The 26977-nt window shown below is 58.7% G+C and carries 15 protein-coding genes; 3 read left to right on the forward strand and 12 right to left on the reverse strand.

All coding sequences use genetic code 11. The features are described from left to right. The first annotated feature begins 8 nt into the window (after nt 1-8). On the forward strand, nt 9-1595 hold the full coding sequence (locus tag F6S08_RS14500; RefSeq protein WP_315871784.1) for a RimK family protein: 1587 nt from the start codon (nt 9-11) through the stop codon (nt 1593-1595). A gap of 337 nt (nt 1596-1932) precedes the next feature. Here F6S08_RS14500 and map read toward each other — a convergent pair whose 3' ends face one another. Together map and F6S08_RS14510 are read right to left on the reverse strand one after the other, a co-directional pair. Next, the gene (gene map / locus F6S08_RS14505) at nt 1933-2688 is read right to left on the reverse strand and encodes a type I methionyl aminopeptidase (protein ID WP_315871785.1); all 756 of its coding nucleotides are present in this window, start codon (nt 2686-2688) and stop codon (nt 1933-1935) included. Beyond that, nucleotides 2688-2888, reverse strand: coding sequence for a ParD-like family protein (locus tag F6S08_RS14510; RefSeq protein ID WP_027606410.1), 201 nt, complete (start codon nt 2886-2888; stop codon nt 2688-2690). Before F6S08_RS14510 ends, map begins: the two co-directional genes overlap by 1 nt. A gap of 249 nt (nt 2889-3137) precedes the next feature. On the opposite strand from F6S08_RS14510, the gene ilvA reads away from it, so the two are divergent. Together ilvA and F6S08_RS14520 are read left to right on the forward strand one after the other, a co-directional pair. Continuing rightward, the gene (ilvA, locus tag F6S08_RS14515; protein WP_083244953.1) at nt 3138-4160 is read left to right on the forward strand and encodes a threonine ammonia-lyase, biosynthetic; all 1023 of its coding nucleotides are present in this window, start codon (nt 3138-3140) and stop codon (nt 4158-4160) included. A gap of 232 nt (nt 4161-4392) precedes the next feature. Beyond that, complete coding sequence (locus F6S08_RS14520; RefSeq protein WP_027606409.1) at nt 4393-4662, forward strand: DUF1652 domain-containing protein; 270 nt, start codon at nt 4393-4395, stop codon at nt 4660-4662. 61 nt (nt 4663-4723) lie between these two features. Here the strand turns inward: F6S08_RS14520 and F6S08_RS14525 are convergent, their stop codons facing one another. The 10 genes from F6S08_RS14525 to F6S08_RS14570 form a co-directional block, all read right to left on the reverse strand. After that, nucleotides 4724-4993, reverse strand: a complete 270-nt coding sequence (locus F6S08_RS14525; RefSeq protein WP_315871786.1) for a DUF2790 domain-containing protein — start codon at nt 4991-4993, stop codon at nt 4724-4726. Between the two features lie 84 nt (nt 4994-5077). Continuing rightward, nucleotides 5078-6016, reverse strand: coding sequence for a carbohydrate kinase (locus tag F6S08_RS14530; protein ID WP_315871787.1), 939 nt, complete (start codon nt 6014-6016; stop codon nt 5078-5080). Between the two features lie 12 nt (nt 6017-6028). Next, nucleotides 6029-7510: a xylulokinase gene (gene xylB, locus F6S08_RS14535; protein WP_065927854.1), complete on the reverse strand. Its 1482-nt coding sequence runs from the start codon at nt 7508-7510 to the stop codon at nt 6029-6031. Between the two features lie 173 nt (nt 7511-7683). Further along, nucleotides 7684-9165, reverse strand: coding sequence for a mannitol dehydrogenase family protein (locus tag F6S08_RS14540; protein WP_315871788.1), 1482 nt, complete (start codon nt 9163-9165; stop codon nt 7684-7686). Nucleotides 9166-9180: 15 nt separating this feature from the next. Beyond that, nucleotides 9181-10284: an ABC transporter ATP-binding protein gene (locus F6S08_RS14545; RefSeq protein ID WP_065948641.1), complete on the reverse strand. Its 1104-nt coding sequence runs from the start codon at nt 10282-10284 to the stop codon at nt 9181-9183. Nucleotides 10285-10321: 37 nt separating this feature from the next. Next, nucleotides 10322-11152: a carbohydrate ABC transporter permease gene (locus F6S08_RS14550; RefSeq protein ID WP_027606403.1), complete on the reverse strand. Its 831-nt coding sequence runs from the start codon at nt 11150-11152 to the stop codon at nt 10322-10324. A gap of 10 nt (nt 11153-11162) precedes the next feature. Then, nucleotides 11163-12053, reverse strand: coding sequence for a carbohydrate ABC transporter permease (locus F6S08_RS14555; protein ID WP_051429369.1), 891 nt, complete (start codon nt 12051-12053; stop codon nt 11163-11165). A 134-nt stretch (nt 12054-12187) separates the two neighbouring features. Then, nucleotides 12188-13498 (reverse strand): ABC transporter substrate-binding protein, encoded by a 1311-nt coding sequence (locus F6S08_RS14560; protein WP_027606401.1) that lies wholly within the window; start codon nt 13496-13498, stop codon nt 12188-12190. A 274-nt stretch (nt 13499-13772) separates the two neighbouring features. Further along, nucleotides 13773-20165 carry a hypothetical protein gene (locus tag F6S08_RS14565; protein WP_315871789.1) on the reverse strand — a complete coding sequence of 2131 codons (6393 nt, stop codon included), beginning with the start codon at nt 20163-20165 and terminating at the stop codon, nt 13773-13775. Between the two features lie 207 nt (nt 20166-20372). Next, nucleotides 20373-26930, reverse strand: coding sequence for a hypothetical protein (locus tag F6S08_RS14570; protein ID WP_315871790.1), 6558 nt, complete (start codon nt 26928-26930; stop codon nt 20373-20375). Nucleotides 26931-26977: the final 47 nt, after the last annotated feature.

Raw genomic sequence — 26977 nt, forward strand, 5'->3', positions numbered from 1 at the left:
CAAATATTATGTCGGCGGTACAAGGTCATTGGCGTGAAGTATCCGAGCAAATCGTCGCGGCGACAATAACATCGAAGGGCTTTTTTTCTGCGCCGCCTCGAAGTAACAGTCAAGTGGTGATCATTGTTGAACGCAAGGAAGATTGGGCCTCCTACTTTCCCAGCGAAGACATCGTCACCGCCCAGGAGTACCTGGAGCAAACCCGGCAGAACGAGTCAGGCAAGCGGGTGCAAGTGATCAACCTGTGCCGCAGCTACAAGTACCTGGGGCACGGCTACTACTGCTCGTTGCTGGCCGAAGCGCGCGGACACAAGGTGATTCCTTCGGTGCGCACCATCAGTGAGCTGACTAAAAAGTCGCTGTACGGCCTGGCGCTGGATGACTTGGATAAAACCCTTGATAAAGCCTTGAGTCATCACCTCTACAGTAATACCGAAGGGTTTACCCTGACACTTTACTTCGGCAGGACCAATATAGAACCGTTGCAGGAATTGGCCCGTCAGTTGTTTGAAACATTCCCATGTCCGATCTTGTTAGTTGAGTTCAGAAAACATAACGGTTGGCATATCGTAGGGGTCAAGTCCGGCGTATTGCACAAGTTACGAGACGACCAGGAAGATCAATTCGCCCACGCCCTCGATAACTTCAGCCGCAAGATCTGGCGCCAACCTCGTTCGCGGCGCCTGGCCCGTTACGACCTGGCGATCCTGCACGATCCACAGGAGCAGTTGCCACCGTCCAACGCCCGTGCCTTGGAGAATTTCATCCGCGTGGGCAAGGGACTGGGCATCGATGTGGAGCTGATCGAGCGCAAGGACTACGCGCGCCTGGCCGAATACGACGCCTTGCTGATCCGCGAGACCACCAGTGTCGACAACCATACCTACCGCTTTGCCAAAAAAGCCGAAAGCGAAGGCCTGGTGGTGATGGACGACCCGGCATCGATCCTGCGTTGTACCAACAAGGTCTACCTTACCGACCTGCTCAACAGCCATCAGTTAGGTATGCCTGCCACCGAGATTCTCTACAAGGAACGACCGCAGGACTTCGAGCGGGTCGGCGAGCGCCTCGGGTTTCCGCTGGTGTTGAAGATTCCCGACGGGTGTTTCTCCCGTGGCGTGATCAAGGTCGAAAGCCAGGAAGCCTTGCTCAAGGCCACTGCCGAGTTGTTCGAGCATTCGGTGCTGCTGCTGGCCCAGGAATTCTTTTACACCGAGTACGACTGGCGCATCGGCGTACTCAACCGCAAGCCGATCTTCGCCTGCCAATACTTCATGTCCAAGGGCCATTGGCAGATCTATAACCACAGGGCCATTGGCCAGGCCATCAACGGCGAATGCCGCACCCTGGCCGTGCATGAAGCGCCCAGGGCGGTGGTGGAACTGGCGGTGAAGACCGCCAACCTGATCGGCGACGGCCTCTACGGTGTGGACCTCAAGCAGTCCGGCGACAAGGTGGTGGTGATTGAGGTCAACGACAACCCCAACCTGGATGCCGGCATCGAAGACGCCTACTTGCAGGACGACCTGTACAGCCTGGTGCTGGAAGAGTTTGTGCGGCGCCTGGAGTTGAAACGCCAGGGCCAGGTCTGGTGAGTGGCTGAGTGCATGCCACAGGTGTTTAAAGTCGCGCCGCGTAGCCAACCGCGCACATCCGTAGCAGCTGCCGAGCGCAAGCGAGGCTGCGTCAGGCGCGCTGCCGATTCAGGACCGAGTCGCGGCCAACGCAGCCTCGCCGGGGCTCGACAGCTGCTACGAACGCCAATCACGTCAAGGCCACCCCCCCGTAGCAGCTGCCGAGCGCAAGCGAGGCTGCGTCGGGCGCGCTGCCGATTCAGGATCGAGTCGCGGCCAACGCAGCCTCGCCGGGGCTCGACAGCTGCTACGGATTTGCGCGGTGTTGCATAAGGCGGTATCTACGGCGGTGGGTGAATCAAGGGCGGGTTTGCAGGGTAAGGACTTCAAAGCCATCCGCCGTCACTGCCACCGTATGTTCCCACTGCGCCGACAGGCTGTTGTCCTTGGTCACCACCGTCCAGCCGTCTTTCAGGCTGCGCACCTTGGCGCCGCCCTGGTTGAGCATCGGTTCGATGGTGAACACCATGCCTTCACGCAGTTCCAGCCCGGTGCCAGGGCGGCCGAAGTGCAGGATCTGCGGCTCTTCATGCATCTGCTTGCCGATGCCATGGCCGCAATATTCACGCACCACGCTGTAGCCATTGGCCTGTGCATGGCTCTGGATCGCATGGCCGATATCCCCCAGGCGTGCGCCGGGCTTGACCTGGCGGATCCCGGCCCACATGGCCTCGAATGTCATATCCACCAGGCGCCGCGCCTTGGGCGCGACGGTGCCGATCATGTACATCTTGCTGGAGTCGGCGATAAAGCCGCCTTTTTCCAGGGTGATGTCGATGTTGACGATGTCGCCGTCCTTGAGGATTTCCTTGGCGCTGGGCATGCCATGGCACACCACCTCGTTGATCGAGGTGTTGATGGAGAAGGGGTAGTCGTATTGCCCGAGGCTGGCAGGGCGGGCTTTCAATTCGTTGCGGATAAAGGCTTCGACGGCGCTGTCCAGTTCCAGGGTGGAACGGCCGGCGGCGACAAACCCGTCGAGCATGTCGAACACTTGGGCCAGCAGGCGTCCGGACTCGCGCATCACAGCCAGTTGGGCGGCGGTCTTGATCATCAGCTGCGCCCCCGGATCAGGTCGGGCTTGTCCAGCAACAGTTTGTTGATCAGCTCGTGGTAGGGCAGGCTGGGATTGAGTTCGGCGAGCAGGCCGACCTTGATCCAGAACTCGGCCTGGGCGTTGATGGAACGGTCCATGGCCGCACTGGCCAGACGCAGTTGTTCGTGCAGTTGGTCGCTGATCTTGACGATGCCCATGAGGTTCACTGTAGTGGTTGTATATACGAATCGTATATGTTTCGTATGTCGTCAGTAAACATGATGTTGACTTGATCCGGATGGCCGGTTAATTTCCAGGCATGACCTACCCAGCCTTCCGCAGCCAGCCAAGCATTATTACCGCCATTCCTCATTTGGCGGGATAGCACACGGCTGCACCCCAACCCGCCTTAGAGGCGGGTTTTGTTTGTTCCGTCTCCAGGGCCTTTAAAAACCAGGAGACACCCCATGAGCACGTGCCCCGCCCCGTCTACCGCTGATACGGCATTGCTTGAACACTATGTGAAAAAGATCCTCGCCGCGCCGGTCTATGACCTCGCGGTGCGGACGCCCCTGCAAGCCGCACCGGCACTCTCGGCAATGCTCGGCAACCAGGTGCTGCTCAAGCGTGAAGACCTGCAACCGACCTTTTCCTTCAAGATTCGCGGCGCCTACAACAAGCTGGTGCAGCTTACCGGCGAGCAGAAAGCGCGCGGTGTGGTGACGGCGTCGGCGGGTAACCATGCGCAAGGCGTGGCACTGGCGGCGAAGACGCTGGGGCTCCAGGCGCGGATCGTGATGCCGTGCAGTACGCCGGAATTGAAGGTGCTGGGCGTGCGCTCCCGGGGCGCCGAAGCGGTGCTGCACGGCGAGAGCTTCCCGTTTGCCCTGGCCCATGCGCTGCAACTGGCCGAGATGTCCGGCTGCACCTTCGTCTCGCCCTTCGATGACCCGGAGGTGATCGCCGGCCAGGGCACGGTGGCCATGGAAATCCTGCGCCAGCAACAAGGCCCGTTGGATGCGATCTTCGTGCCCGTGGGCGGCGGCGGCCTGATCGCCGGCATTGCGGCCTACGTCAAATACCTGCGGCCCGAAGTGCGCATCATCGGGGTCGAGCCCGAAGGCTCCAGTTGCCTGCTCGCCGCACTGCAGGCCGGGGAACGGGTGGTGTTGCCAAGTGTCGACGGGTTCGCCGATGGCACCGCAGTCGCGCAGATCGGCGCCTATGGCTTTGAGATCTGCCGCGATTGGGTCGACGAGGTGATCACCGTCAGCAATGACGAACTGTGCAGCGCAATGAAGTTGATCTATGACGATACGCGTTCCATCACCGAGCCTTCCGGTGCGTTGGCGGTGGCGGGGGTTCGCAAGTACGTGGCCAGTCGTGGGGTGAGTGGGCAGACCTTGGTCGCAGTTAATTCAGGCGCAAATATCAACTTTGATAGTTTGCGATATGTTGCTGAAAGAGTGGCGGCACAAGCTGCAGTTTAATTCGAAGCGTGGGGTTAAACGATTAATCGAAGCGGTTCGACGATGATTTAACTGGGGTGACCTAAGCTATATAAATTCCTACATTGCTTATGAAGAAAAGTTACAACAAAAACGGAATTTGCCGAGTAGGCTGGTAAAGGTAAGCGTCTTCCAGGGCTGGCGAGACGTGGCAGGCACGGGCCTGCAGACCTATAACAATCGATTGGCAGTCTCAAAAAAGGAGAGGTTGGCCATGCTTTCGGAATTAGAACTTCGCAGCATTATTGAAGGAAGTTTCCTGCCTAAACGGTGCGAATGCACCAAAGCCGAAGATGCTTCGCTGACGATCAAGGTCTATGACGACCGCGACCGTGACCGGGTGGATTTGGAGGTCAAAGGTATCAATGCTGACAAACTCGACAGCAGTCGAGCTATTTGCAACCTCATTACCGGGTTGCGTGAAGACCTCAAGCACAGCCATGCACCTGTCCAGCAGCGGGCTGGAGGGCGCGGTTACTACTGATCGTTGGTTATGAACGGTGGGCCTGGTAAATGCCAGGCCCAATGCTGTGTATGTTTGCCCATCAATTCTGGAAATCGCAGGCTTCGGACATCTTCCGGTAGCTCACTTCTTCCACTTTGCCCGCCTTGTCCAGGAACTTGATATCCGCATCAATGACTTTACAGTCGCCGGTTGGGGTTTCGTTCATGGCCAGGACCTTGGCAATGTTCATCGGCATGCCGTAATGATAAGGCACGGGGTTGACCGCCTGGGTTTGATCGTCAGCCTGGGCCAGGCCCGACACTGCCGCCAGCGCCAGGGCGCCGCCGAGCATTAAGGTGTGCAGTTTCATGGTGGTGCTCCGCAAGTGAGTGGAATTTCACTCTCGACTTGCGGGATTAACCATCGATTAATTTTGCCCTGGCTGACAAAACCTTCATCCAAGCTGCTGGCGATACGGCAGGTCCGGCCCGGTCTTGCTGCACGTCAGTGCCGCAGCGCGGATGGCAAAACCGAGCATGGCGTCGATCTGCACGCGGGTCAGTTGTTGCAGGCCTTGCACCGAGTCCAGCTGGTGCTCGGTCAGCCAGGCAATCAACGCGGCCTGGAAGGTATCCCCGGCACCCACGGTATCCGCCATCACCACGCGCTGTGCCGGTTGCGACCAGGTGCCATGCTGACGGCTGAACACACTGGCGCCATCGCCGCCACGGGTGAGGAACACCAGCTGGCAACGGTGTTGCAGCCAGCCCTGCAGCACGCTTTCCGGCGACTGGCCGGGGTAGAGCAGGTGCAGGTCTTCGTCGCTGACCTTGATCAGGTCAGCATGCTTGGCCAACTCGGCGACGCGGTCGCGCCACAGTTGGATATCCGGCTGCGGATTAAGGCGCACGTTGGGGTCGAGGCTGATCAGGCGCTTGCCGCTTTCGCGCTTGACCAGGCTCAGCAGGGTGTCGCCGATCGGTTGCACCACCAGGGAGAACGAACCGATATGCAGCCCGCGCACCTCATCGCCGAGGACCGGCAAATGCGCGACTTCCAGCAGTCGGTCGGCGCAGCCTTCACCCCGGAAGTTGTACTGCGGTGAGCCATCGGCGCCCACGGCGACCATCGACAAGGTGGTCGGCGCGGCGAACTCCACCAGGAACCGCTCGCTGACGCCTTCATCCTTGAGCACCTGCAACAGGCGCCGTCCGAGGAAGTCGCTGGACAGGCCGCCGAACAACCCGGCCTCAATGCCCAGGCGGCGCAAACCCACGGCGACGTTGAACGGTGAACCACCGGCAATCGCCTTGTAAGTGACCTTGGAGGCCTGCCCGCTGGCATCTTCCTCGCTGAAAAAATCAAACAGCGCTTCACCACACACCAGATACATAGTCGTTCGCTCTTAAAGGGTTGCCACGTGCTGTTGATAGCGTTCGTAAGCCAGTTGATAGGCGCCGACATTGGCCGCCACCGGCAGGGTACGGCTGGCCGGGTCGACGCTCACGCATTTGTCGCACAGGCTGGCCAGGGACTCTCCGGACTGGCTCCACGCCGCCTGGATCGCCGCGCCCAGGGCGGCGGCTTCGCTTTGTTCGGTGCAGATCACTTCGGTGTTCATGATATCGGCGACCATCTGCCGCCACACCGGGCTTTTCGAGCCGCCGCCGATCAGGCGGATGCTCTGGCTTTGCAGGCCGGTGTGGCGTAGCAGATCGAGGCCGTAGCGCAGGCCGAAGGTGGTGCCTTCGACCACCGCGCGGCACAGGTTGGCACGGGTCAGGTTGGTCATGGTCAGCCCATGCAGGCTGCCGGTGGCGTGGGGCAGGGCGGGTACGCGTTCGCCATTGAGGAACGGCAGCATGCTGACGCCATCGGCGCCAATCGGGGCTTGCTCGACCAGTGCGTTGAAGGCGTTGAGGTCCAGCTCGAACAACTCGCGAATCACCCCGGTAGCGTTGGTCAGGTTCATGGTGCAGATCAACGGCAGCCAGCCGCCGCTGGACGAGCAGAAGGTTGCTACCGACGCCTGCGGGCTGACATTGGGCTGGTCGGCGAAGGCATACACGGTGCCGGACGAGCCCAGGCTCATGGTGATCACGCCGGGGGCGATATTGCCCGTGCCGATGGCACCCATCATGTTGTCGCCGCCGCCGCTGGACACCCTGGCATTGGGGTTGATGCCCAGGCGTTCGGCGATGGCCGGCAGGATCGTGCCTACGCTTTGATCGGCTTCGATCAATGTCGGCAGCGCAGCTTCGAGACGGCCGCTGGGGTCGATGTGCTTGAGCAGCGCCATATCCCAGGCGCGGGTGCGCACGTTGAAGTAACCGGTGCCCGAGGCATCGCCGTATTCCGCGACCGCGCGGCCGGTGAGCCAGTAGTTGAGGTAGTCGTGGGGCAGCAGCACATGGGCGATGCGCGCGAACACATCCGGGTGCTGCTCGCGGGTCCACAGCAGTTTCGACACGGTGTAGCCCGGCGCAATCGCCACGCCCAGGCGTTCCAGCGAGCCGCCTTCGCCGCCCAGGTAGGCCAGCAGGCGCTCGTTCTCCAGCGCGGTTTCGGTGTCGCACCACAGCTTGGCCGGGCGCAGCACCTGGCCGCTGTCATCCAGCAACACCAGGCCGTGCTGCTGGCCGGACACGCCGATGCCGAGGATGTCCTGGCCGTCCACGCCGGCCTGTTGCAAGGCGCGGTGGGTGGCTTCGGTAAAGGCGTCCAGCCATTCCTGGGTGTGCTGCTCGCGACGGCCATTGGCGCCGCTGATCAGGGTGTGCGCGGCGGCGCCCAGGCCCAGTACCTTGCCGCTGGACGCGTCGAGGACGATGGCCTTGGTGCCTTGGGTGCCGCAGTCGATGCCGAGGAACAGGTTTTGCTGGGTCATGAGGGTGTGCTCAGCGGTGTTATTTTTTTGGATTGGCAACCCGGTCCAGTGTGGGAGGGGGCTTGCTGTGGTGAGTGGGGCTTGTCCCCCGACGGGTTCACCACAGATTTGTGGGCTGCTTCGCAGCCTGGCGCGGGGCAAGCCCACTCACCACAGCAAGCCCCCTCCCACATTTAAACCGGTTTCTTCAGGAGGTGCTTCAGGGTAGTGGTGACGCCGTTATCACGCAGGCTCCCATAGCACCGCTCGAACGCTGCCACAAACTCAGGCGAGTTGGGAATAGCCGTACCGAAAATCTCTTCCACTGCCAGCAACCGCTGGCTGATCAGTGCATCGTCACTCACCAGCCCCTGGCAGAACTCGGCGCGCGGATCGGGGATTGTGTAGCTCACGCCATTCTCATCCACACCCTTCAAATACAAGGCCCAGGCCGCGACGACCAGTGCTGCACGCTCGGTCTCACGGCCGTCGGCAATCAGGCGGTTGATGGTCGGCACGGTGAACTTGGGAAACTTCGACGAGCCATCCGAACACACCCGTTCCAACTGGTCGGCAATCGCCTGGTTGGAGAAGCGGTCCACCAGGGTCTGCTTGTAGTCGGTCAGGTCGATGCCCGGTACCGGCGCGAGGTTTGGCGTGACGTCGAGGTCCATGTAGGCGCGCATGTAGGCCACGAACAGCGGGTCGTTCATGGTCTCGTGCACAAACCGATAGCCCTTGAGAAAACCCAGGTAGGTCAGGGCCAGGTGGCTGCCGTTGAGCAAGCCGATCTTCATCTCTTCATAGGGTGTCACATCGTCGGTGAACTGCACGCCAACCTTTTCCCACGCCGGGCGGCCGTTGACGAATTTGTCTTCCAGTACCCACTGCACAAAGGGTTCGCAAACAACTGGCCAGGCATCGTCGATGCCGTGTTCATCGTGCAGTTGCAGGCGGTGGGCGGTGCTGGTCATCGGCGTGATGCGGTCGACCATGGCGTTCGGGAAGCTCACATGGGCCTTGATCCAGTCATGCAGCTCGGCATTGTGCAGGGCGGCGAACGCCAGCAGTGCCTTGCGCGTGACAGCGCCATTGTGGGGCAGGTTATCGCAGGACATCACGGTAAACGCCGGGATGCCGGCCGCGCGGCGCTGGGTCAATGCCGCGCAGATAAAGCCGAACACGGTTTTTGGCGACGACGGATGAGCCAGGTCGTGCTGGATCTGCGGCAAGTGGGCCATAAACTCGCCGTTGCTGTCGTCGATGCAGTAGCCGCCTTCGGTGATGGTCAGCGAGACGATGCGAATCTCGGGGCTGGCCAGTTTATCGATCAATGCCTGGGCGCTGTCTTCGGCCAGCAGCATGTCGCTGATCGAGCCGATCACGCGCACTTCGGTGTCGTCGGTGTCGCCCAGTTCGTACAGGGTGAACAGGTAGTCCTGGCCGGCCAGGTCATCGCGGGCCTTGCGGTCCTCGCTGCGCAGGCCAACGCCGCAGATGCTCCAGTCCAGGCCCTCGCCGGTATTCATCAGCGCATCGGTGTAATACGCCTGGTGCGCGCGATGGAAGCCGCCGACGCCGATATGGGCGATACCCTGGGAGGTACTCGCAATGGCGTAGGCCGGCAGTTTGACTTCCGGCGCCAGCTGGGTGAGGTTCTGTTTATTCAGTTTCATCACAAATCTCGCAAATCAGGCGGCGGCGCGCAGTGGGCGGGCCACGGCGACACCGTCGGTGTCGAACAGATGGCAGTGTGCCGGGTCCAGGTGCAGGTGCAGCGTTTCGCCGTATTGGCTGGCCATGTCGCCGCGAATCCGCATGGTCAGCGGCTCGCCGTTCGAGGTGATGACGTGGCAGAAGGTGTCGCTGCCCAGGCGCTCGCCGACGTCGGCGGTGACGGTCAGGGCGGTTTGCCCAGGCGCGGCAATTTCCAGGTGCTCCGGACGAATGCCCAGGGTCACCGCGCTGCCCACGCTCAGGCTGGCGCCGCTCAGCGGCAGGCTGATCAGGGTGCCGGCGTCCAGCTGCACCTCACAGCCTTGGCCGTCGACGCGGGTGACCTTGCCCTTGAGGAAGCCCATTTTCGGCGTGCCGAGAAAACCCGCCACAAACAGGTTGGCCGGCTGGTGGTACAGCTCCAGCGGCGAGCCGACCTGCTCGATACGCCCGCTGTTCAACACGACCACCTTGTCGGCCAGGGTCATGGCTTCAACCTGGTCATGGGTCACGTAGATCATGGTCGCTTGCAGCTCTTTGTGCAGGCGCGCCAGTTCCAGGCGCATCTGCACGCGCAGGGCGGCGTCGAGGTTGGACAACGGCTCGTCGAACAGGAAGATCTTCGGGTTGCGCACAATCGCCCGGCCGATCGCCACACGCTGGCGCTGACCACCGGAGAGTTGCTTGGGCTTGCGCTCCAGCAGCGGGCCCAGTTCAAGAATGCGCGCCGCTTCGTTGACCTTGCTCTCCACCAGCTGCTTGTCGACGCCGGCCAGGTCCAGGGCAAATGACATGTTCTTGCGCACGCTCATGTGCGGGTACAGGGCGTAGGTCTGGAACACCATCGCCAGATCGCGCTTGGCCGGGGTGACTTCGGTGATGTCGCGGCCATCCAGTTCGATGGTGCCTTCGCTCACTTCTTCGAGGCCGGCGATCAGGCGCAGCAGGGTGGATTTACCGCAGCCCGAGGGGCCGACGAAGACCACGAATTCCTTGTCGTTCACTTCCAGGTCGATGCCCTTGATGATCGAGAAACCTTCGAAGCCTTTTTGCAGATTCTTGATTTTCAGGTTGGCCATGGGATGGGCCTCCTTTTTGAATTTTTATAGGAAACCGTTATTTCACGGCGCCGAAGGACAAACCGCGCACCAGCTGTTTCTGGCTGATCCAGCCAAAGATCAGGATCGGCGCGCAGGCCAGGGTCGAGACGGCAGACAATTTGGCCCAGAACAAGCCTTCGGGGCTGGAGTAGGAAGCGATCAGTGCGGTCAACGGCGCTGCGTTGGACGAGGTCAGGTTCAACGACCAGAAGGCTTCGTTCCAGCACAGGATCAGCGACAGCAGCACCGTGGAGGCCAGGCCGCCCTTGGCGATCGGCAGCAGCACCCGGACCATTTCCTGCCACAGCGTGGCGCCGTCCAGGCGCGCGGCTTCGAGGATGTCCTTGGGGATGTCCTTGAAGTAGGTGTAAACCATCCAGACCACGATCGGCAGGTTGATCAGGGTGTAGATGATGATCAGCGCGATGCGCGTATCCAGCAGGCCAAAGCTCTTGGCCAGCAGGTAGATCGGCATCAGCACGCCCACCGGTGGCAGCATCTTGGTGGAGAGCATCCACAGCAGCGTGCTCTTGGTGCGTTTGGTTTCGTAGAACGCCATGGAGTAGGCGGCCGGCACCGAAATCAGCAGGCACAGGGCGGTGGCGCTGAATGAAATCAGCACCGAATTCCAGGCATAGCTGAAGTAGTTGCTGCGCTCGTTGATGTGCAGGTAGTTCTCCAGGGTCGGCGTGAAGATGAACTGCGGCGGCGTGGCGAACGCGTCGATTTCGGTCTTGAAGCTGGTCAGCACCATCCAGAAGATCGGGAAGAAAATCAGGATCGCGATGGCCCAGGCCAGGGTGCCGAGCAACAGGCTTTGCAGGCGGCGGGATTGTTGAAGCGTCATGGCGCGGCCCTCAAGGCTTGTCAGTCAGGTTTTTGCCGATCATCCGCACCAGGATGATCGCCGCGATATTGGCGATGACCACGGCGATCAAGCCGCCGGCCGAGGCCATGCCCACGTCGAACTGCACCAATGCCTGGTTGTAGATCAGGTAGGCGAGGTTGGTCGAGGCGTAGCCGGGGCCACCGTTGGTGGTGGTGAAGATTTCGGCGAATACCGAGAGCAGGAAGATCGTTTCGATCATCACCACCACGGCAATCGGGCGGGCCAGGTGGGGCAGGGTCAGGTGCCAGAAAATCGCGATGGCGCCGGCACCGTCCAGGCGTGCGGCTTCCTTTTGTTCCTGGTCGAGGGACTGCATGGCGGTCATCAGCAGCAGGATGGCGAACGGCAGCCATTGCCACGAGACAATGATGATGATCGACAGCAACGGGTAGTGCGCCAGCCAGTCCACCGGCTCGGCGCCGAAAAACTTCCACACGGCGGCGAGAATCCCCGACACCGGGTGGAAAATCAGGTTCTTCCAGATCAGCGCACCGACGGTGGGCATGATGAAGAACGGCGAAATCAACAGCACCCGGACGATGCCACGCCCGAGGAACTCACTGGCCTCCAGCAGCGCACTGATCAACACGCCGAACACCACGCTGATCAGCAGCACGCTGCCCACCAGCAACAACGTATTGGTGGCGCCGGGCAGGAAACCCGAGTCAGTGATGAAGTAGGTGAAGTTCTCCAGCCCCACGAATTGGTTCTCGCCGGGGTAGAGCAGGTTGTAGCGAATCAGCGAAAAGTACAGGGTCATGCCCAGCGGCACGATCATCCACAGCAGCAGCAGGGCGACCGAGGGCGTGACGAGGAACCAGCCGGGGTTGGCCAGGCGGTTTTTGGCGGATGTATTCATGATAGTCAAGGCCAGTCAGGTACAGGTGCGTAAAACCCCTGTAGGAGCGAGCTTGCTCGCGAAGGTATTTCAGGCGCCTTGCGGCGTCGGATGTACCTTTTTCGCGAGCAAGCTCGCTCCTACAGGATCGGGGGTTACTTGGGGTAACCCGCCCGCTTCATTTCACGCTCGGTGGTGGTCTGCGCGGCGGTCAGTGCAGCATCGACCGTTTGCTGGCCGGTCAGCGCGCCGGAGAAGAACTTGCCGACCTGGGTCCCAATCGCCTGGAACTCAGGAATGGTCACCAGCTGGATACCGATATACGGCACCGGCTTGAGGGTCGGTTTGGTCGGGTCGGCGACTTTCAGCGATTCCAGGGTCACCTTGGCGAACGGCGCGGCCTTCATGTACTCGTCGCTGTAGGTCGACTTGCGGGTACCTGGCGGCACGTTGGCAACGCCGTCGGTCTTGGCGACCAAGGCACCGTATTCCTTGGAGGTGGCCCAACTGGTGAACACCTTGGCGGCATCCTTGGCCTTGGAGCTGGTCGGGATCGCCAGGCTCCAGGAGTACAGCCACGACGTGCCCTTGTCGGTTTTTTCGTGGGGGGCAAAGGTGAAGCCCACATGGTCGGCCACTTTGCTTTGGGTCTTGTCGGTGACGAACGAGCCGGCGACGCTGGCATCGACCCAGATCGCGCACTTGCCGCTGTTGAACAGCGCCAGGTTTTCGTTGAAACCGTTGCTGGAAGCACCCGGCGGGCCGGATTTCTTCATGTTGTCGACGTAGAAGTTCAGCGCGTCCTTCCATTCGGGGCCGTTGAATTCAGGCTGCCACTTCTCATCGAACCAGCGCGCACCGTAGCCGTTGGCCAGGGTGGTGATCAGCGCCATGTTCTCGCCCCAACCGGCTTTGCCGCGCAGGCACAGGCCGTATTGCTCTTTGCTCTTGTCGGTGAGTTTGGCCGCGAATTCGCCGATCTGGCTCCAGGTCGGGTGCTCGGGCATGCTCAGCCCGGCGTCCTTGAACAGGTCGGTGCGGTAGTAGGTGATTGAGCTTTCCGCATAGAACGGCAGGGCGTACAGCGAACCCTTGACCGACAAACCGTCACGCACGGAAGGGAATACGTCGTCGAGGTCGTAGGACGCCGGCAGGTCCTTCATCGGTTCGAGCCAACCCTTGGCGCCCCAGAGTGCGGCTTCGTACATGCCGATGGTCAACACATCGAACTGCCCGCCCTGGGTGGCGATGTCAGTGGTCAGGCGTTGGCGCAGCACGTTTTCTTCCAGCACCACCCAGTTCAGCTTGATCTCCGGATGCTCGGCCTCGAAGGTTTTCGAGAGCTTCTGCATGCGGATCATGTCGCTGTTGTTGACGGTGGCAATGGTCAGGGTTTGCGCGCCAAGGCTGACGGCGCTGAGGGTCATACAGGTACAGGCAAGCAGAGCTTTTGCTGTGAACTTCATCGCGCACTCCATTTCCGCGCCCAGGGGCTACGGAAGGACAGTTATTGTTGTTGTGTCTTCCTACGGGGAGTCAGGAAGAGTGTGCGTTGATTACAGCCTTCAAACGGGGTTGTGACAAATCCTTGGGAGCACTTGGACTGATACTTTTTTGCACTCGTTAGGTAAACAGCTGAAACCATCAAGCGTGGTGTGTCGCGTATTCACGCGGCAGCAGCGAGGGGGCACCGTTGCATTGGCTTCCCTCGCTTCTTTCATCATGCTAATGGTTCAGCGGTCAAAGCGTGACGGATTCCTTGGGTGCTTTGGCGGGGCCGAAACGTACAGGTCGATAATCGACTGGAAGCGTGACATATACCGGTTTTTTCGTTGTTCCCATATTGGCCTCGACAAGAGTGCCCACGTCCTTTCTAACGGTAAAGACTCTGAATTTATTATGATAGATTTTATTCAGGTCATTTTCCGCGATCCACTCGATGTCTTCTTGCTTGAATTTCGGGTACTTTGTCCTGGCGCGCTTTAATAGCAGTTGATATTGCTCATTCAGATCTGTACCCGCCATCCATTCGGTCGTTACCGGACCTTCAAATCCCTTTACGGGGACGCCCGTTAGCTTATTCAACTCGTTAGCGAACGAACGAGTGCCGCCACTTGCGGAGAAGCAGGTCAATGTCCGGACATTGGCGTAGTCACGAATGTCTACGCCTCGATCCAGCAGCTTTTGATTAACCTCTGCGGCCGAATAGCGTGCGTCATTGTCACCGACGATTTTTATCGGATCGCCTGGGTTTTCTGGCTCAGGGGCGTGTCCGATAATATTGAGCCGGGGCTTTCCATCATAAGTATCGACAAATGTCTGGATTTCGCCATCAAGTGGCCTGACCGTTTCCATCGGGCCTCCCAGCCTGATTCGGCCATACAGGGCGTCGGTGACGGCTTGCGTTGTGTCAAGGCTGATTGGCCGGGTCAGGTCTCTAACCCGGGCAATATCAAATCTGCGCTGTGCCATCGCATTGATATCAAAGACACCGACGTTATATTTTGGTCCCGTGAATGCGTTGCCAAAATGGTTGAGTCCTTTGCCGACTTTGCCACTGTTCAGTGTTTTTTCCAGCCCGGCTTTCATTGATGTTTCTGAATTGAATGTCGCCAAACCATAGTTGGGATCGTAATAAAACCAGCTTTTTTTGCTGGCGTCGGCGGGGTCGACCCTAACCCCCGCGAGCATGCCATGATCTTTCGCGCCGATCAGCAAGGTCTTCGAAGTCTCGGCGTTACCCAGTGTTGTGCCAATATCCTTGTAGGGCGTGAGGACGCCTGAGGTCCCGGTTTGAAAGGTGCTTTGTCTGTCTACGTTAGCTTGCAACGCTGACAGCTCTGAGATGAATTTTGAACCGCCAGCGGACTTCGGGTTGGCCATGGCCATATGCACGTTATCGATCAACGTGTTTTCGGTGCCCTCCGAGAGCGCGAGCGCCATCGTATTGGACAGGGCAGCACATTCACCGTCTGAGCCTGGTTGTGTCAGGGCAAGATAATAGCCTTGGGACATTCCACGACTGGTTCCGCCCGCACCCTCTACTTCTCGATTGAACGTCTCAATGTTGATGCGGGAATCGGCAATGATGAGTCTTTCCCGTTGCCGAACCAGGCTTCCCACTTGTTCGGCGCTTAGCGGGGTGTCTGCAATCAGTTGTCTGATTCGGTCTTTGCCCATGTCGCTGCGGTAGCCCGGTATAGTTTCCGGTTTCAAGCTGTTGTAGCCGGCTTTAAAGGCTTGCTCATCTCTTAGCTGCGCGTTCATGAGGTTGATCTCGAACCTAGCGGGTATATCCGGATCGGGTTTGGCATCGGAAAAAAAGTCAAACAGGCCATTGACGTTGCGTTGGTTACTTTCGGGCACGAACCCTTTTAGCGCAGGCCCATCAGCCGCCATTGTCTTGGGGTTATAGGCATACCACTCGCCGTCCTGGAAAATGGCCGTGAATTTGACAAGTGCAGAGGTATCGCCGTTTCTCACCGTGCCATCAACCATGTCCGCAGTCGGGACAAACGCCTCTCCAATTGGCTTTGTATATTGGCCGCCCTGCATTCGGCTCACTGAGCTGAACGCCTTCTCGGCGCCGGTGGTAGTCAGGTCTTGGAGCACAATGCTTTCTGTTTCCTCGATCCCAAACCTTTCGACGAATTTCGCCGAGGCCTTGGCCGCCGCCCAGGCCGCGCCGGATTTGGCCACATTGCAGAGTTTGCCGACGCCCTCGGTAAATACGTAGATCGCGATATCAACGCCCAGGTCTTTTACCGCCTCCGCATATTCACCGTGGTAGACGTCCACGAGGCTCGAGCCTCCCGGTAAGAAGCGCAAACCTTTTTGGAAGTAGTCACTGAGCTCCAAACCGTTTTCAACAGCGTTGTTCAGCCCACGTTGCGTAGCGAGTGCAGCCGCCTTGTTCAAGTACACACTGTCAACCAGCACCTCGGCGAGGTGCTGTATTCTTGTTCCGTCATAGCTGGAAAGGTCAGTTTTGTCGTTCTCCGCATATAAGGGCCGCCTGCCGTGTGCAAAGTGATCCGGGTCGACGAGGCTGTTTTGATCAAGGCGTGTTATGAGGACCTTGGATTTGATATCCGGTTTTGGCTGGGCGTTGGTTTTAAACGCGGCTGTGTCGACGGTTTCTTCGGTGGTTTGGCCGTAAGGTGCTCTCTGTTCGATATTGGGGACCGGCACTATTTTTCCATAGGCTGGATAGATCGCGAACGTTCTGGACTGGTCCTTATGGGTGAACTGCATCAGGATGCCACTACCGGTGCCTTTCACTTGCAGGATTGTCGCAGAGCCATTGTTGACGATGTCTCGGTCCGCCAGCGGTAGCTGGCTGAACATGTTTTTGAACAGGGAAATGGTGTGGGTCCTGCGTAGGGCGAAGTCTTCTTCAAATGCCTGATTGAATTTCGCGTTGATGTCAGGCAACTCGGAGGCGCGCGCGCGAAGTGCATCGAAGTCGGGCCCCCTCGTTGACTCCCAGCGCCAACTTTCACCCAGGCGGCCAGCTTCATAGACGTCGACAATACTTGCCCGAGTATTGGAAAACATTCCAAACGGGCCAACCATTTCAGTGAGGTACGGACGCTCATAGTGGGTATCGGTACCCCATTTTTCCCTCAGCTCTGACAGGGCCATTTCCCTTCTGCTTGGTGGGTTGAAATTACTCAAGTAGTGCCTGGCACTGGAGATGTCATCATTTTGTTTTTTGAGCTTCTCCTGGCTGCTGGCGAGCTGTTCAAGGGTGTATTCGTCCTTGTCATTTCTCACGATATGGCCATTCACGATGGCCCAATCCAACACCGGGTTCATCCGGGCGACAGAGTGCAGTTGGGATTCACGTTCGGAAATGGGGCTGATCCGGTGAAGGTTCATGACTTGCCCGAAGGTCATACCCGAGGCGGCACCGGAAGCATTCAGTTCGATCCGATTGACGGCGGTCATAAAGCTGACCCAATCGGTCGAGCCCAGCGTCACGGTCGATGGCACATCGTTAACCAGCAGATGGGGCGCAGCGCCCGTCATCAACAGGTGCGCGGCTACTGGCGCAAGGTTTGCCGGGATTTTTCGATTTGTGGTCAAGTGGTTGTTGAACAGCTCACGAATCTTGTCCGTGCCCAACCCCCAATTATCCTTATGCATCAGATCAAAGCCTGCGAGGCTATTGCGTGAGGTGCCGGCCTCGGGATCAAGCTCCAGTACCAAAGCGGTCAGCAGCCACTGCTTGAGACTGGTCGAAGTGACTGCACCTTTCATCTCGGTTTGCAGATTCGTGGCCAGTTCCAGGGCGCTGTCACTGGACAGCAGTTGGTCCAGTGCTTGTGCAGGGCTGCTGCTGAGCTTGGGCACTTGGGCACTCAGGTGGCTCAGGAGGTTGGGATGGGGGCTGATGGATTGTTTTACGAAGGTACTCACGGCCTCGCGTTGGGCCTTGCTCAGCGGGAGGGCCGAGGCCAGAAACCCACAGTTATTACCCAGTGTCGGCGCTTGCGGCAGGGGAGTCTGCAGAGCCTGTAACAGGTTGTCGACCCGCGCTGCCGACTTCGCCTCGTACCAGCCCTGATCCGTGAGGAATTTCTGCACGGTCGTCACGCCTTTAGGGCGGTGGGATGAGCCCGGATCGACAATGAAACGGGTGGTGTCGTCGTTGTCGATATTGCCGTGCTTGAGCTGACTGATCAGTGCATAGCGATCATTGCTATCCCCCAATGCGGTTTTTTGCTGGTTCAGCCAATTCACCATTTGTTCCGGGTGGTCCGGGTTCCTTGGGAACTTCTTCATGCTTTCCAGCTGCGTCATGCTGCGTTCGAATGCCTGGCTGCGGGGGTGCGTAGTGATGCCATAAAAACGGCCTACCCATTCCAGCGGTGCGTTAGTGGTGCTGGCGTCAGACAGCGTGATCGGCCTTCCAGGCGTCGCAAATACCCTGGCGGCGTTGAGCACCGGCGCCAGCACGTCGAAATGCTCGGGGTAGTTTTTCGCAAAGTCGGCGGCGCTGAAGCGCTGGTCAACGCCGTTGACTTTGCCGATCAGCGCCTCGCGATTGGGGTCAAAGCGCAAGGAGGTCAAATCAACCTTGTGTTTCTCCGCCCACTCGATGAAACCGCGCGCCTTGATGGCTTTGTCCAGGTAGCTGCGCCATTGGCCGAACAGGCTGGCGGCCGGGATCGGTCCGATCATCTTCATCGAGGCTTGGGTCGGGTTGTTTTTCACCTCGCGCATTGCGCGATGCGTAGCGACGGCCAGTGCGCTTTCGGCGCTGGCCAGGGCGTCTTGCGGGGACCGTGCGCCGCCCACTGTCGCGCTGGAGCTGGGCTCGACAGCCGCCGCCAGGGTTTCAAGTTTAGAGAGGGGCGCGGGCGCGTCGGCACGCTGTTGCCTGATGGTGTATTGGCGCTCACGTACACCTTTAGAGAAGTTGTCGCCCGTGCTGGGGTCAATGAGTGCCTTGAAGCCATTGTTACGGGTCATCTCGGTACTTCGATCAAGCAGCGATATCAGCGCGCGTTGACGCCAGTCGGCTTGTTGGCCGTTTTGTTGGCGAGGGATCTCTTCGTTGTAAAACCTCATGACCTCATACAGCGATGCAGAGGGTGGGGAGGGGTATCGAACAGGTAGCTCCACTCCAGCCGCCATCTGCCGGACTGCATCTGCAATTTCTGCCCAGACAACACCCCAGCCCGAAAGATCGTTCGGGACAAAGGGGGTATCCTTTCCATTTACCTTGCCTGTCAGCTCACCGGTGACGGGGTGGATACGAACGCTGCCGGGCTCAACGTTGTGCTCTTGTGCAAAGGTTGTAAAGGCACTGCCGGTCAGCCCATCCAGAAGGTTTTTGCGCACCTGGTTGAAGGTCGAATACTCCGGAATCTCTTTGAGCACCGGCGGGAATGCTTCGCCTTCGACTCGGGCTTGAGGGGCGAGCCTCATCACGGCCTGGCTGCACTGCTGCGCCAGGGTTCGATCGGCGTCCTGGACCTTTCGTGCCGCAGTTGAAGATGTGAACCTATCAAGGCGTTGCGTCAACTGATCCGGCGGTAAATTCATAAGCCGCTGACTGGCTTCGTTTTGTCGCTGTTTGACCGGGGCGTAAACGGTCGCGTAGTGCGGATCGGTGCTGCTGAAGGCGGGGAAGGTACCCTCGCGCAGCAATTGTCCGATGCTGAACAGCGTGTCGTCGCTGCGTATGCCGCCCAGTTGCAGGCCGTAAAACGAGGCTATGTTGTAAGCCGATGCGTGTTCCCTATCGCGAAACATGACAACGCCTTGTTTCCCCGCAAAGACTTTTCTGGCTGCGCTCATCACTTGGGTCGACGCCGCTGCCCAGTCCGCGTCCCGATGCAGGTAGAGGTTGACCGGCACGTTGTCGCGCATTTCGGTCAGTTGTCCACTGGAGTCGATCATCAATCCGCGAACATCGATCTTCCTGGCCTCGGCAAACGATTTAAAGGGTTCCGAGTGCAGCGCCTCGGCAAGTTCGGCCCAGGCTTGGCCGAAGGTTGAGTCGGCCGGGATGATCACCTTGTCCTCGGCATCGCTGGAGTGACCTTTCTCGACGGCAAGCCGTTGGCGCATCAAGCTATTGGCCACACCTATGGCCAACTGCCGGTCACCGCTGTCGATCAAGGCATCGGTGAATTGGCGAACCGCCGCATTGCGCGTAGCGGAGGCCGGTTCAGGGGCTTGCAGATCTCGGCGTAAGCGCAACGGGGCAGGGCGAGTGTTCGAAGTGTGGGAGGCCGAACTGTCGAGTATTTCCTGAAGAAGTTGAGCGTAGGTTTTTTGCGCGTCGAGGGCGCTTGGCTGGTTCAGGTGTTGCTCCACCTGATTGCGCAGCGCTGTGTCCGTCAGTGGCTCATGACTGCTTTTAATCAACTGGCTGATGCGCTCGGCTACGCTGGGGTATTCCTTTGTCACGGCGAATCTGAGCAATTGCTCGATACGTTTGTGGGCTGGCGCCAGTCCATCACTCGATTGCGCGGACGCGGGGAACGTTTGAATATCCTGGAGGCGTTTATGAAAAAACTCGATGACTTTAGAGCTTACTGAGCCTATGGGGGGCGTGGACCGATTCATCTCGCTTGAAATCGTGGTGCTGACAGTGTGTGGCGGATTAAAGCTGATCATGGGACTGCCCCTTTACCGGCGTATTTATAAGAATGGCCTCTCGACAGATACAGAGAGGTACTTCAATACGTGGCCAAGGGACTGATGGGCGTTCCTGTGCAGGGCTGTGAGAACGTTGAGTGATTGTAAGTCTTTGCCTGGATTGGTCAGCGCAGGTTTTGTTGCGTGAAACGCTGCGCTGCCAAACGCCAGGCGTACGAGGGGGTCCTATCCCTGCGCGGCCAACCCGCCGATATACCCATGAGAATAGGGGGTCTTCGGTTTTACGATAAGCTTCTCCAACCATGTTGGGTCCAGCGGGTCAATGGATTTGCCTCCCTCCAAAATCTTCAGGTTTTCACGACTCCAGCGCTTCATGACTTCGCTCAATTTCTGTGTGTACTGGCTGGCTGGGCAGACGATATCTGCCCATGCATCGACAATCCAGGCATCCGCCCAAGCAGGTTCCGAGAAGTCTACTGTGCCTTGGGGGAGCGTGGAGGGACCTCCGACGACGGTGAACGCATGCGCATCTGAAGCTTTCCATTCGTAAGCGCTGCCACCGCTTTTTTCAATGATGTCCTTGGACAGCAAGGCCATTTCTCCACAGTTGCCAGCGCCGGCTTTCAAGATCAGGCTCGGGCGATTCAAGGCATGTTCCGGCACGGTTCTGCGTAACCATTCATTGGTCATGTTTGCCGCCTCTGCGCGTGCCTTGTCCGCTGTTGAGCGGATGATATTGCTGGGCCCCAGCCCGGTTGCCTTCATGGCGCGATCCACGCTGTTTTTTGCCTGGACTGCATAGAACTCGCTTTTTCGTCCTTGTGTCCAACCGGCGAAATCGCGGGGTGGGTCGACCCTGGCAACTTGGTTCGGCCGCAACGCTATATCCGGTTTGCCTATCGCCCTGGTCCGCTGCAACTGATAGATCACTTCGCGCTGTTGTTCGTGAGTAAGGCCTTTACACGATGCTTTTAGTTGATCGATGTCTTCTTTCAGGAAACCGGAACGCTCCAGCTCTTTAAAGGCTGAATCCAGTTTGGGCAACGCAATGAAGTTGGCATCAAAGGGCGCCTCATTGACAGTTTGACGAATACCGAACGCGCTTCGGTAACCTTCTACCAGCGGAAAGTCCTGGGGCGTGCATTTATTGAACGTCAGTTCGCCGGTGGAGGTGTCATTCAGCTTGGTGTAATAAAACTCTGCGGTATCAGCCTCTATCACCAGGTATTTGGTTTTACTTGCGCCCCTCTCCACAATCACGCCTCGAAGTTCACGCTTGTCATTGCAGTCATCGCTGATTTTGTTGAGCTTGACCACCCGGGTTTCCTTCGCAAACGAATCACTGGCGTGTGCGCCGGAAAAACCAAAATTGGGATCGTGTTTCAGGCTGCCGCTGATCTGCGATTTGTAGACGATGGGTTTGTTCTGAGGCATCGGGACCAGTTGGGGGCCCATATCGCCATCGACCACCTTGTATCGACGTCGCTCGAAAATGACAACTTGGTCCCTTCTCAAAAAACCTGGCGTCGAGGGGAACAGGCGCTGGTGTTCAAGGGCTTGAAGATCCCGGCGCGATGTTTCGGCGACGATCTCTATTTCCTTGGAAAAGCACGTATCACTGGCCCCGCGCCTGACCCGGCCCAGTGCAACCGGAGGGGCTGGACAGGTCGCTTCAAAACCCTCCAGGGGCTTAAAGTGATCGGCTGACTCCAGATCGCTCAGCACGCCAGGGGTGCGGGTGTCGTAACGGTAAACCTTGCCCTCATTGACCAGATCAAAGCCATGGCTACGGGGCAGGGTATAGGCGTCGGCCGCCAGTGGTTTTTCCGTGACCAGTGCTTGAGTACCGTCCGAAAAGGTCTCTTGTCTCACGACTGAAGACGTATCAGAGACGAACCCTTCCAGGGCTGGCCCGTAAGCTGTCATGGTCTTGGCGTCGTAGGCGTACCATTCTCCATCTTGCCGCACCGCGGTGAGCCTGATCTGCTGCGCACTGCCGGATTGAATAAGCGCACCGTCGGCCCTGTCGGTCGCCATGTTCCATTCACCGTCCGTCTGTTCCACCAGAGGGCTGCCCTGCATACGGCTGACTGCGCCGGACGACTTCGCAGTATTGGCGGCAGTCACGTCTGTAACCGCCATTGAGGCGACGGCTCTTTCGGCTGCAGATTCAACGGCAGTTTCTCCAAACTTGACGGCTGCACGTTCGAAGGCCCCCGCGGCGACTGACCAAACCTTTCCTAATGCACCAGGGACGACAATGCTCAGCGCATCAAATAAGAGGTCCCGGCCGGCCTCGGCGTAGTTGCCTTCGTAAAGGTCTTCGACGCTGCTGACGCCAGGGATCATGCGCGCCAGGGAATTGAGCCGTTCAAGAAACGTGGGGCCTTCTGTTTCCAGAGGGTTATGACCATGATTGATCGCCTTGTACTCGTCTTTGCGCAGGAAGTGTGAATCGACGCAGATGGTGGCGATTTTCTCGAGTTGCTCATTGAAGAACGCGGGCGCCGCGTTTGAGCGGGTGTCGCCGAATGTGGCCCGACCGTCATTTACCAGCTCCCCATTCACCAGCGTGCTCGGTGTGACGCGGTCGACGATGACCTTGGAGATCATTCCGTCTCGTGGCGCCGCCGCCGAATCGAAGGCGGCGAAGTCCAATGGCAATTCATGGGGGCCTTCATCGGCGCCGTCATAAATCTTGCCGAAATGCTTGTTCGTACCGCCTATGGGCATGGGGTTCGGCAGTTTCGACATTGTTTTTACCGTGCCCGCATCGGGGAAGACGGCTACATCGGTGATGTTCCCGTTGTGTCCGGTCGCACGAATCAGTAGGCCATGGCTGCCTTTTTTACCGGTTTTGGCGCTGAGGTTTTGCCATATGCTGGTGTCTGATTCGCGAACGCTGTAGTACTCAATCCTGCCGTTGGCCAGATGGTTGCGGACTTCGGCCGGGAGCCTGGACAGCAGGTCCTTGATAATCACGATCGAGTGCGCGCGCCGAGGGACGAAATCGCTTTCGATCGCTGCGTCGTACTGTGTATTGACGTCGGGCAATTGGTTCGCCTGATCATGCATTGCCTGGATAGGGATACGCGCATCCCTGGCTTCCCAGGCAGGAGTGGTCGAGCCACTTGTCAAACTATCGATCAGGTTTGTTGGCTTGTACGTATCCCCCAATTGTCCGGCTTCATAGGCTTCGACCACGCTCGCCAGGGTGCCGTATAACTGATCGCTCTCTCTCCAGAGGCTGCGTTGTTCATAGGGGATTCCCTTACCAAATTTTTGCTCGAGGTTCTCAAGTGCCAGGGCTCGTCGTGTGGGCTCAGGGTTATCCTTGATATAGCGTTTGGCCTGCGCCACAGCAGTGGTTTGTTCACCCAGTGCCTTGATACACGCTTGCAACAGCTCTGGCGTGTACTCGTCATTTGAATTCCTGCCGATGATGTCATTGATGATCCCCCAATCAATCAGAGGGTTCATTTGCGCTCTGAGCAATTGCAGCTGTTCATGGGAGGAGAGAGGCTTGACCTTGTGGTAATCCATCACTTGCTTGAAGTTCATGTGCCGCGTGGCGCCGGGCGCTATTTGTTCGATCCGGTTTACAGCCGTATGAAACATCGCCCATTGGGGTGTGCCCTGAACAAGAGACGGGGGCAGATCGTTAACCAGAAACTGCGGTGCGGCACCTGACATCAGCAAATGCGCCGCAATCATTGCCTTCTGAGACGGCACGTCGCCGGTGCCGGGCTGATCAAGGTGGAGTGCAAAGCCTTGGCGTATTTCATGCGCAGGCCTGCCCCAGTTTTGCGCCTGCATGAAGTCATAACCCGCCACACGATTGCGCTGCGTGCCGGCCGCGGGATCAAGCTCCAGTACCCACGCGGTCAGTAGCCACTGCTTGAGACTGGTTGAAGTGACTGCACCCTTCATCTCGGTTTGCAGATTCGTGGCCAGTTCCAGGGCGCTGTCGCTGGACAGCAGTTGTTCCAGCGCGCGTGCAGGGCTGCTGCTGAGCTGAGGGGTTTGCGCACTCAGGTAGCTGAAGAGGTTGGGATGGGGGACGATGGATTGTTTCACGAACCTACTCACGGCTTCGCGTTGGGCCGTGCTCAGCGGGAGGTCCGTGGCCAGAAAACCCCAGTTGTTGCCCAATGTCGGAGCTTGCGGCGTAGGTGTCTGCAGTGCCAGTAACAGGTTATCGACCTGCGCTGCCGACGTGGCTCCAAACCAGCCCTGATCCGCGAGGAATTTCTGCACGGTCGTCTCGCCTTTAGGCCGATGGGACGAAGCCGGGTCGACAATGAAGCGCGTGGTGTCGTCGTTAGAAAGGTTGCCCTGCTTGAGCTGATTGATCAGTGCATACCGATCGTTGCTGTCACCCAATGCGGTTTTTTGCTGGTTCAGCCAATTCACCATTTGTTCCGGGTGGTCGGGACTCCTTGGGAACATCTTCATACTGTCCAGCTGCGTCATGCTGGTGTCGAATGCCTGGCTGCCGGGCTGCGTAGTGATGCCATAAAAGCGGCCTACCCAGTCCAGCGGCACGGTGTTGCTGCTGGCTTGAGACAGTGTGATCGGCCTTCCAGGCGTCGCAAATACCCTGGCGGCGCTGAGCACCGGCGCCAGCACGTCGAAATGCTCGGGGTGGTTTTTCGCAAAGTCGGCGGCGCCAAAGCGCCGGTCAACGCCGTCGATTTTTCCGATCAGCGCCTCGCCATCGGGGTCAAAGCGCAGAGAGGTCAAATCAACCTTGTGTTTCTCGGCCCACTCGGTGAAACCACGCGCCTTGATGGCTTTGTCCAGGTAGCTGCGCCATTGGCCGAGCAGGCTGTCAGCCGGGATCGGTCCGATCATCCTCGTCGAGGCTTGGGCGGGATTGTTTTTCAGCCCGTGCATTGCGCGATACGTGGCGGTGGCCAGTGCGCTTTCGGCGCTGGCCAGGGCGTCTTGCGGGGACGGTGCGCTCTCCACCGTCGCGCTGAGACCCGACTCCACAGCGGCCGCCAGGGTTTCAAGTTCAGAGCCGGTAGTGGGCGTGTCGGCAAGCTGTTGGGTGATGGCGTATTGGCGCTCACGTACAGCCGTATACCAGGTGCTGTCCGCGTGGGGGTCTGTGAATGCCTTGAAACCGTTGTTACCGGTCATCTCGATACTTCGATCGAGAAGCGAGACCAGGGCGAGTAGGCCGTTTTGTTGACGAGGTATCTCTTCCTTGTAAAACCACATGACCTCATACAGTGATGCAGAGGGTGGGGAGGGGTATCGAACGGGGCGTTCCGCTCCGGCCGCCATCTGCCGGATTGCATCGGCTATTTCTGCCCAGACGCCACCCCAGCCCGAAAGATCGTTCGGGACAAAGAGGGTGTCCTTGCCATTCACCTTGCCTGTCAGCTCACCGGTGACGGGGTGGATACGCACGCTGCCGGCCTCAACATTTTTTTCTTGTGCAAAGGTGGTAAAGGCACTGCCGGTCAGCGCATCCAGGAGGTTTTTGCGCACCTGGTAGAAGGTCGAATACTCCGGAACCTCTTTGAGCACCGGCGGGAAATCGTCGCCTTCGATTCGCAATTGAGGTGTGAGTTTCAGCATGGCCTGGCTGCACTGTTGTGCCAGGGCCCGATCGGCTTCCTGGACCTTTTGCTCCACGCTTGAGGGTGTGAACTGCTCGAGGCGCAGTTTCAATTGATCCGGCGGTAAATCCATGATTCGTTGGCTGGCTTCTCGCTGTCGCTGTTTGACCGGCGCGTAAACCGTGGCGTAGTTCGGATCGGTAGTGTTGAACGCGTGGAAGTTGCCCTCGCTCAGCAGTTGTTCGATGGCAAGCAAAGTGTGGTCGCTTTCGATTTGACCCAGTTGCAAGCCGTAGAAAGCGGCGACGTTGAAGGCCGAAGCTTGATTGCGCCCATGGAAATCAACGGCCAGCGAGGTGTTCCCGGCGATCCTTTTGACTGCGGCCAATACCGCCCCTGACGCGGCTGCCCAGCGGGCGTCGTTACCCAGGGAGAAGTCGGCAGGCGGCTCCTTGCCTGTTTCGATCAGGCGGCCTTCGGGAGTCATGGTCAGTTGGGAGAGATCGAGCTTCCTGGCCTCGGCAAACGATTTGAACGGTTCCGAGTGCAGCGCTTCAGCCAGTTCCGCCCAGGCGTGGCCGAAGGTGGAGTCGGCCGGGATGGTCACCTTGTCCTCGGCATCGCCGGAGTGACCTTTCTCGACGGCAAGCCGTTGGCGCATCAAGCTATTGGCGACGCCTATGGCCAATTGTCGGTCACCGTTTTCAACCAAGGCTTCGGCGAACTGGCGAACGGGTGCAATGCGTGGGGCGGAGGTTGATGAAGTATCACGGCGCTTTCGGCTCAGGCGCGGCGGGGCAGGGTAAGTGTTTGGTGCACTGGGCGAGGCGCCATCCAGTATCTCCTGAATAAGCTGGGCATAGGTTTTTTGCGGATTGATTGCGCTGGGCTGGTTGAGTCGCTGTCCCACCTCATTGTGCAGCGCTACGTCCGCCAGCGGTTCACGTGTGTTCTTGATCAACTGGCTGATTTGTTCGTCCAGGCTGGGCTGTTCTTTGGTGACCGCAAACCTGAGCAACTGCTCGATGCGCGTGCGGTCTGGCAAGGGTATATCACTCGCTTGGGCGCTCGCCCGCATGGGTTGAGCATCGTTCAAGCGTTTAAGAAACAGCTCGATGACTTGGGGTGTCACTGACCCGGCAGGTTTTGTGGGCAGATTCAGTTCCTTTGGAATGAAGAAACCTGGCGTGTGCGACGGCCGAACATTGATCATGGAACTACCCTATGCCTGCGTAGATTGAGTTCCCCTCTTGCTGGTTA

The organism is Pseudomonas sp. JV449 (genome assembly GCF_032424295.1).
Lineage (GTDB): Bacteria > Pseudomonadota > Gammaproteobacteria > Pseudomonadales > Pseudomonadaceae > Aquipseudomonas > Aquipseudomonas marginalis.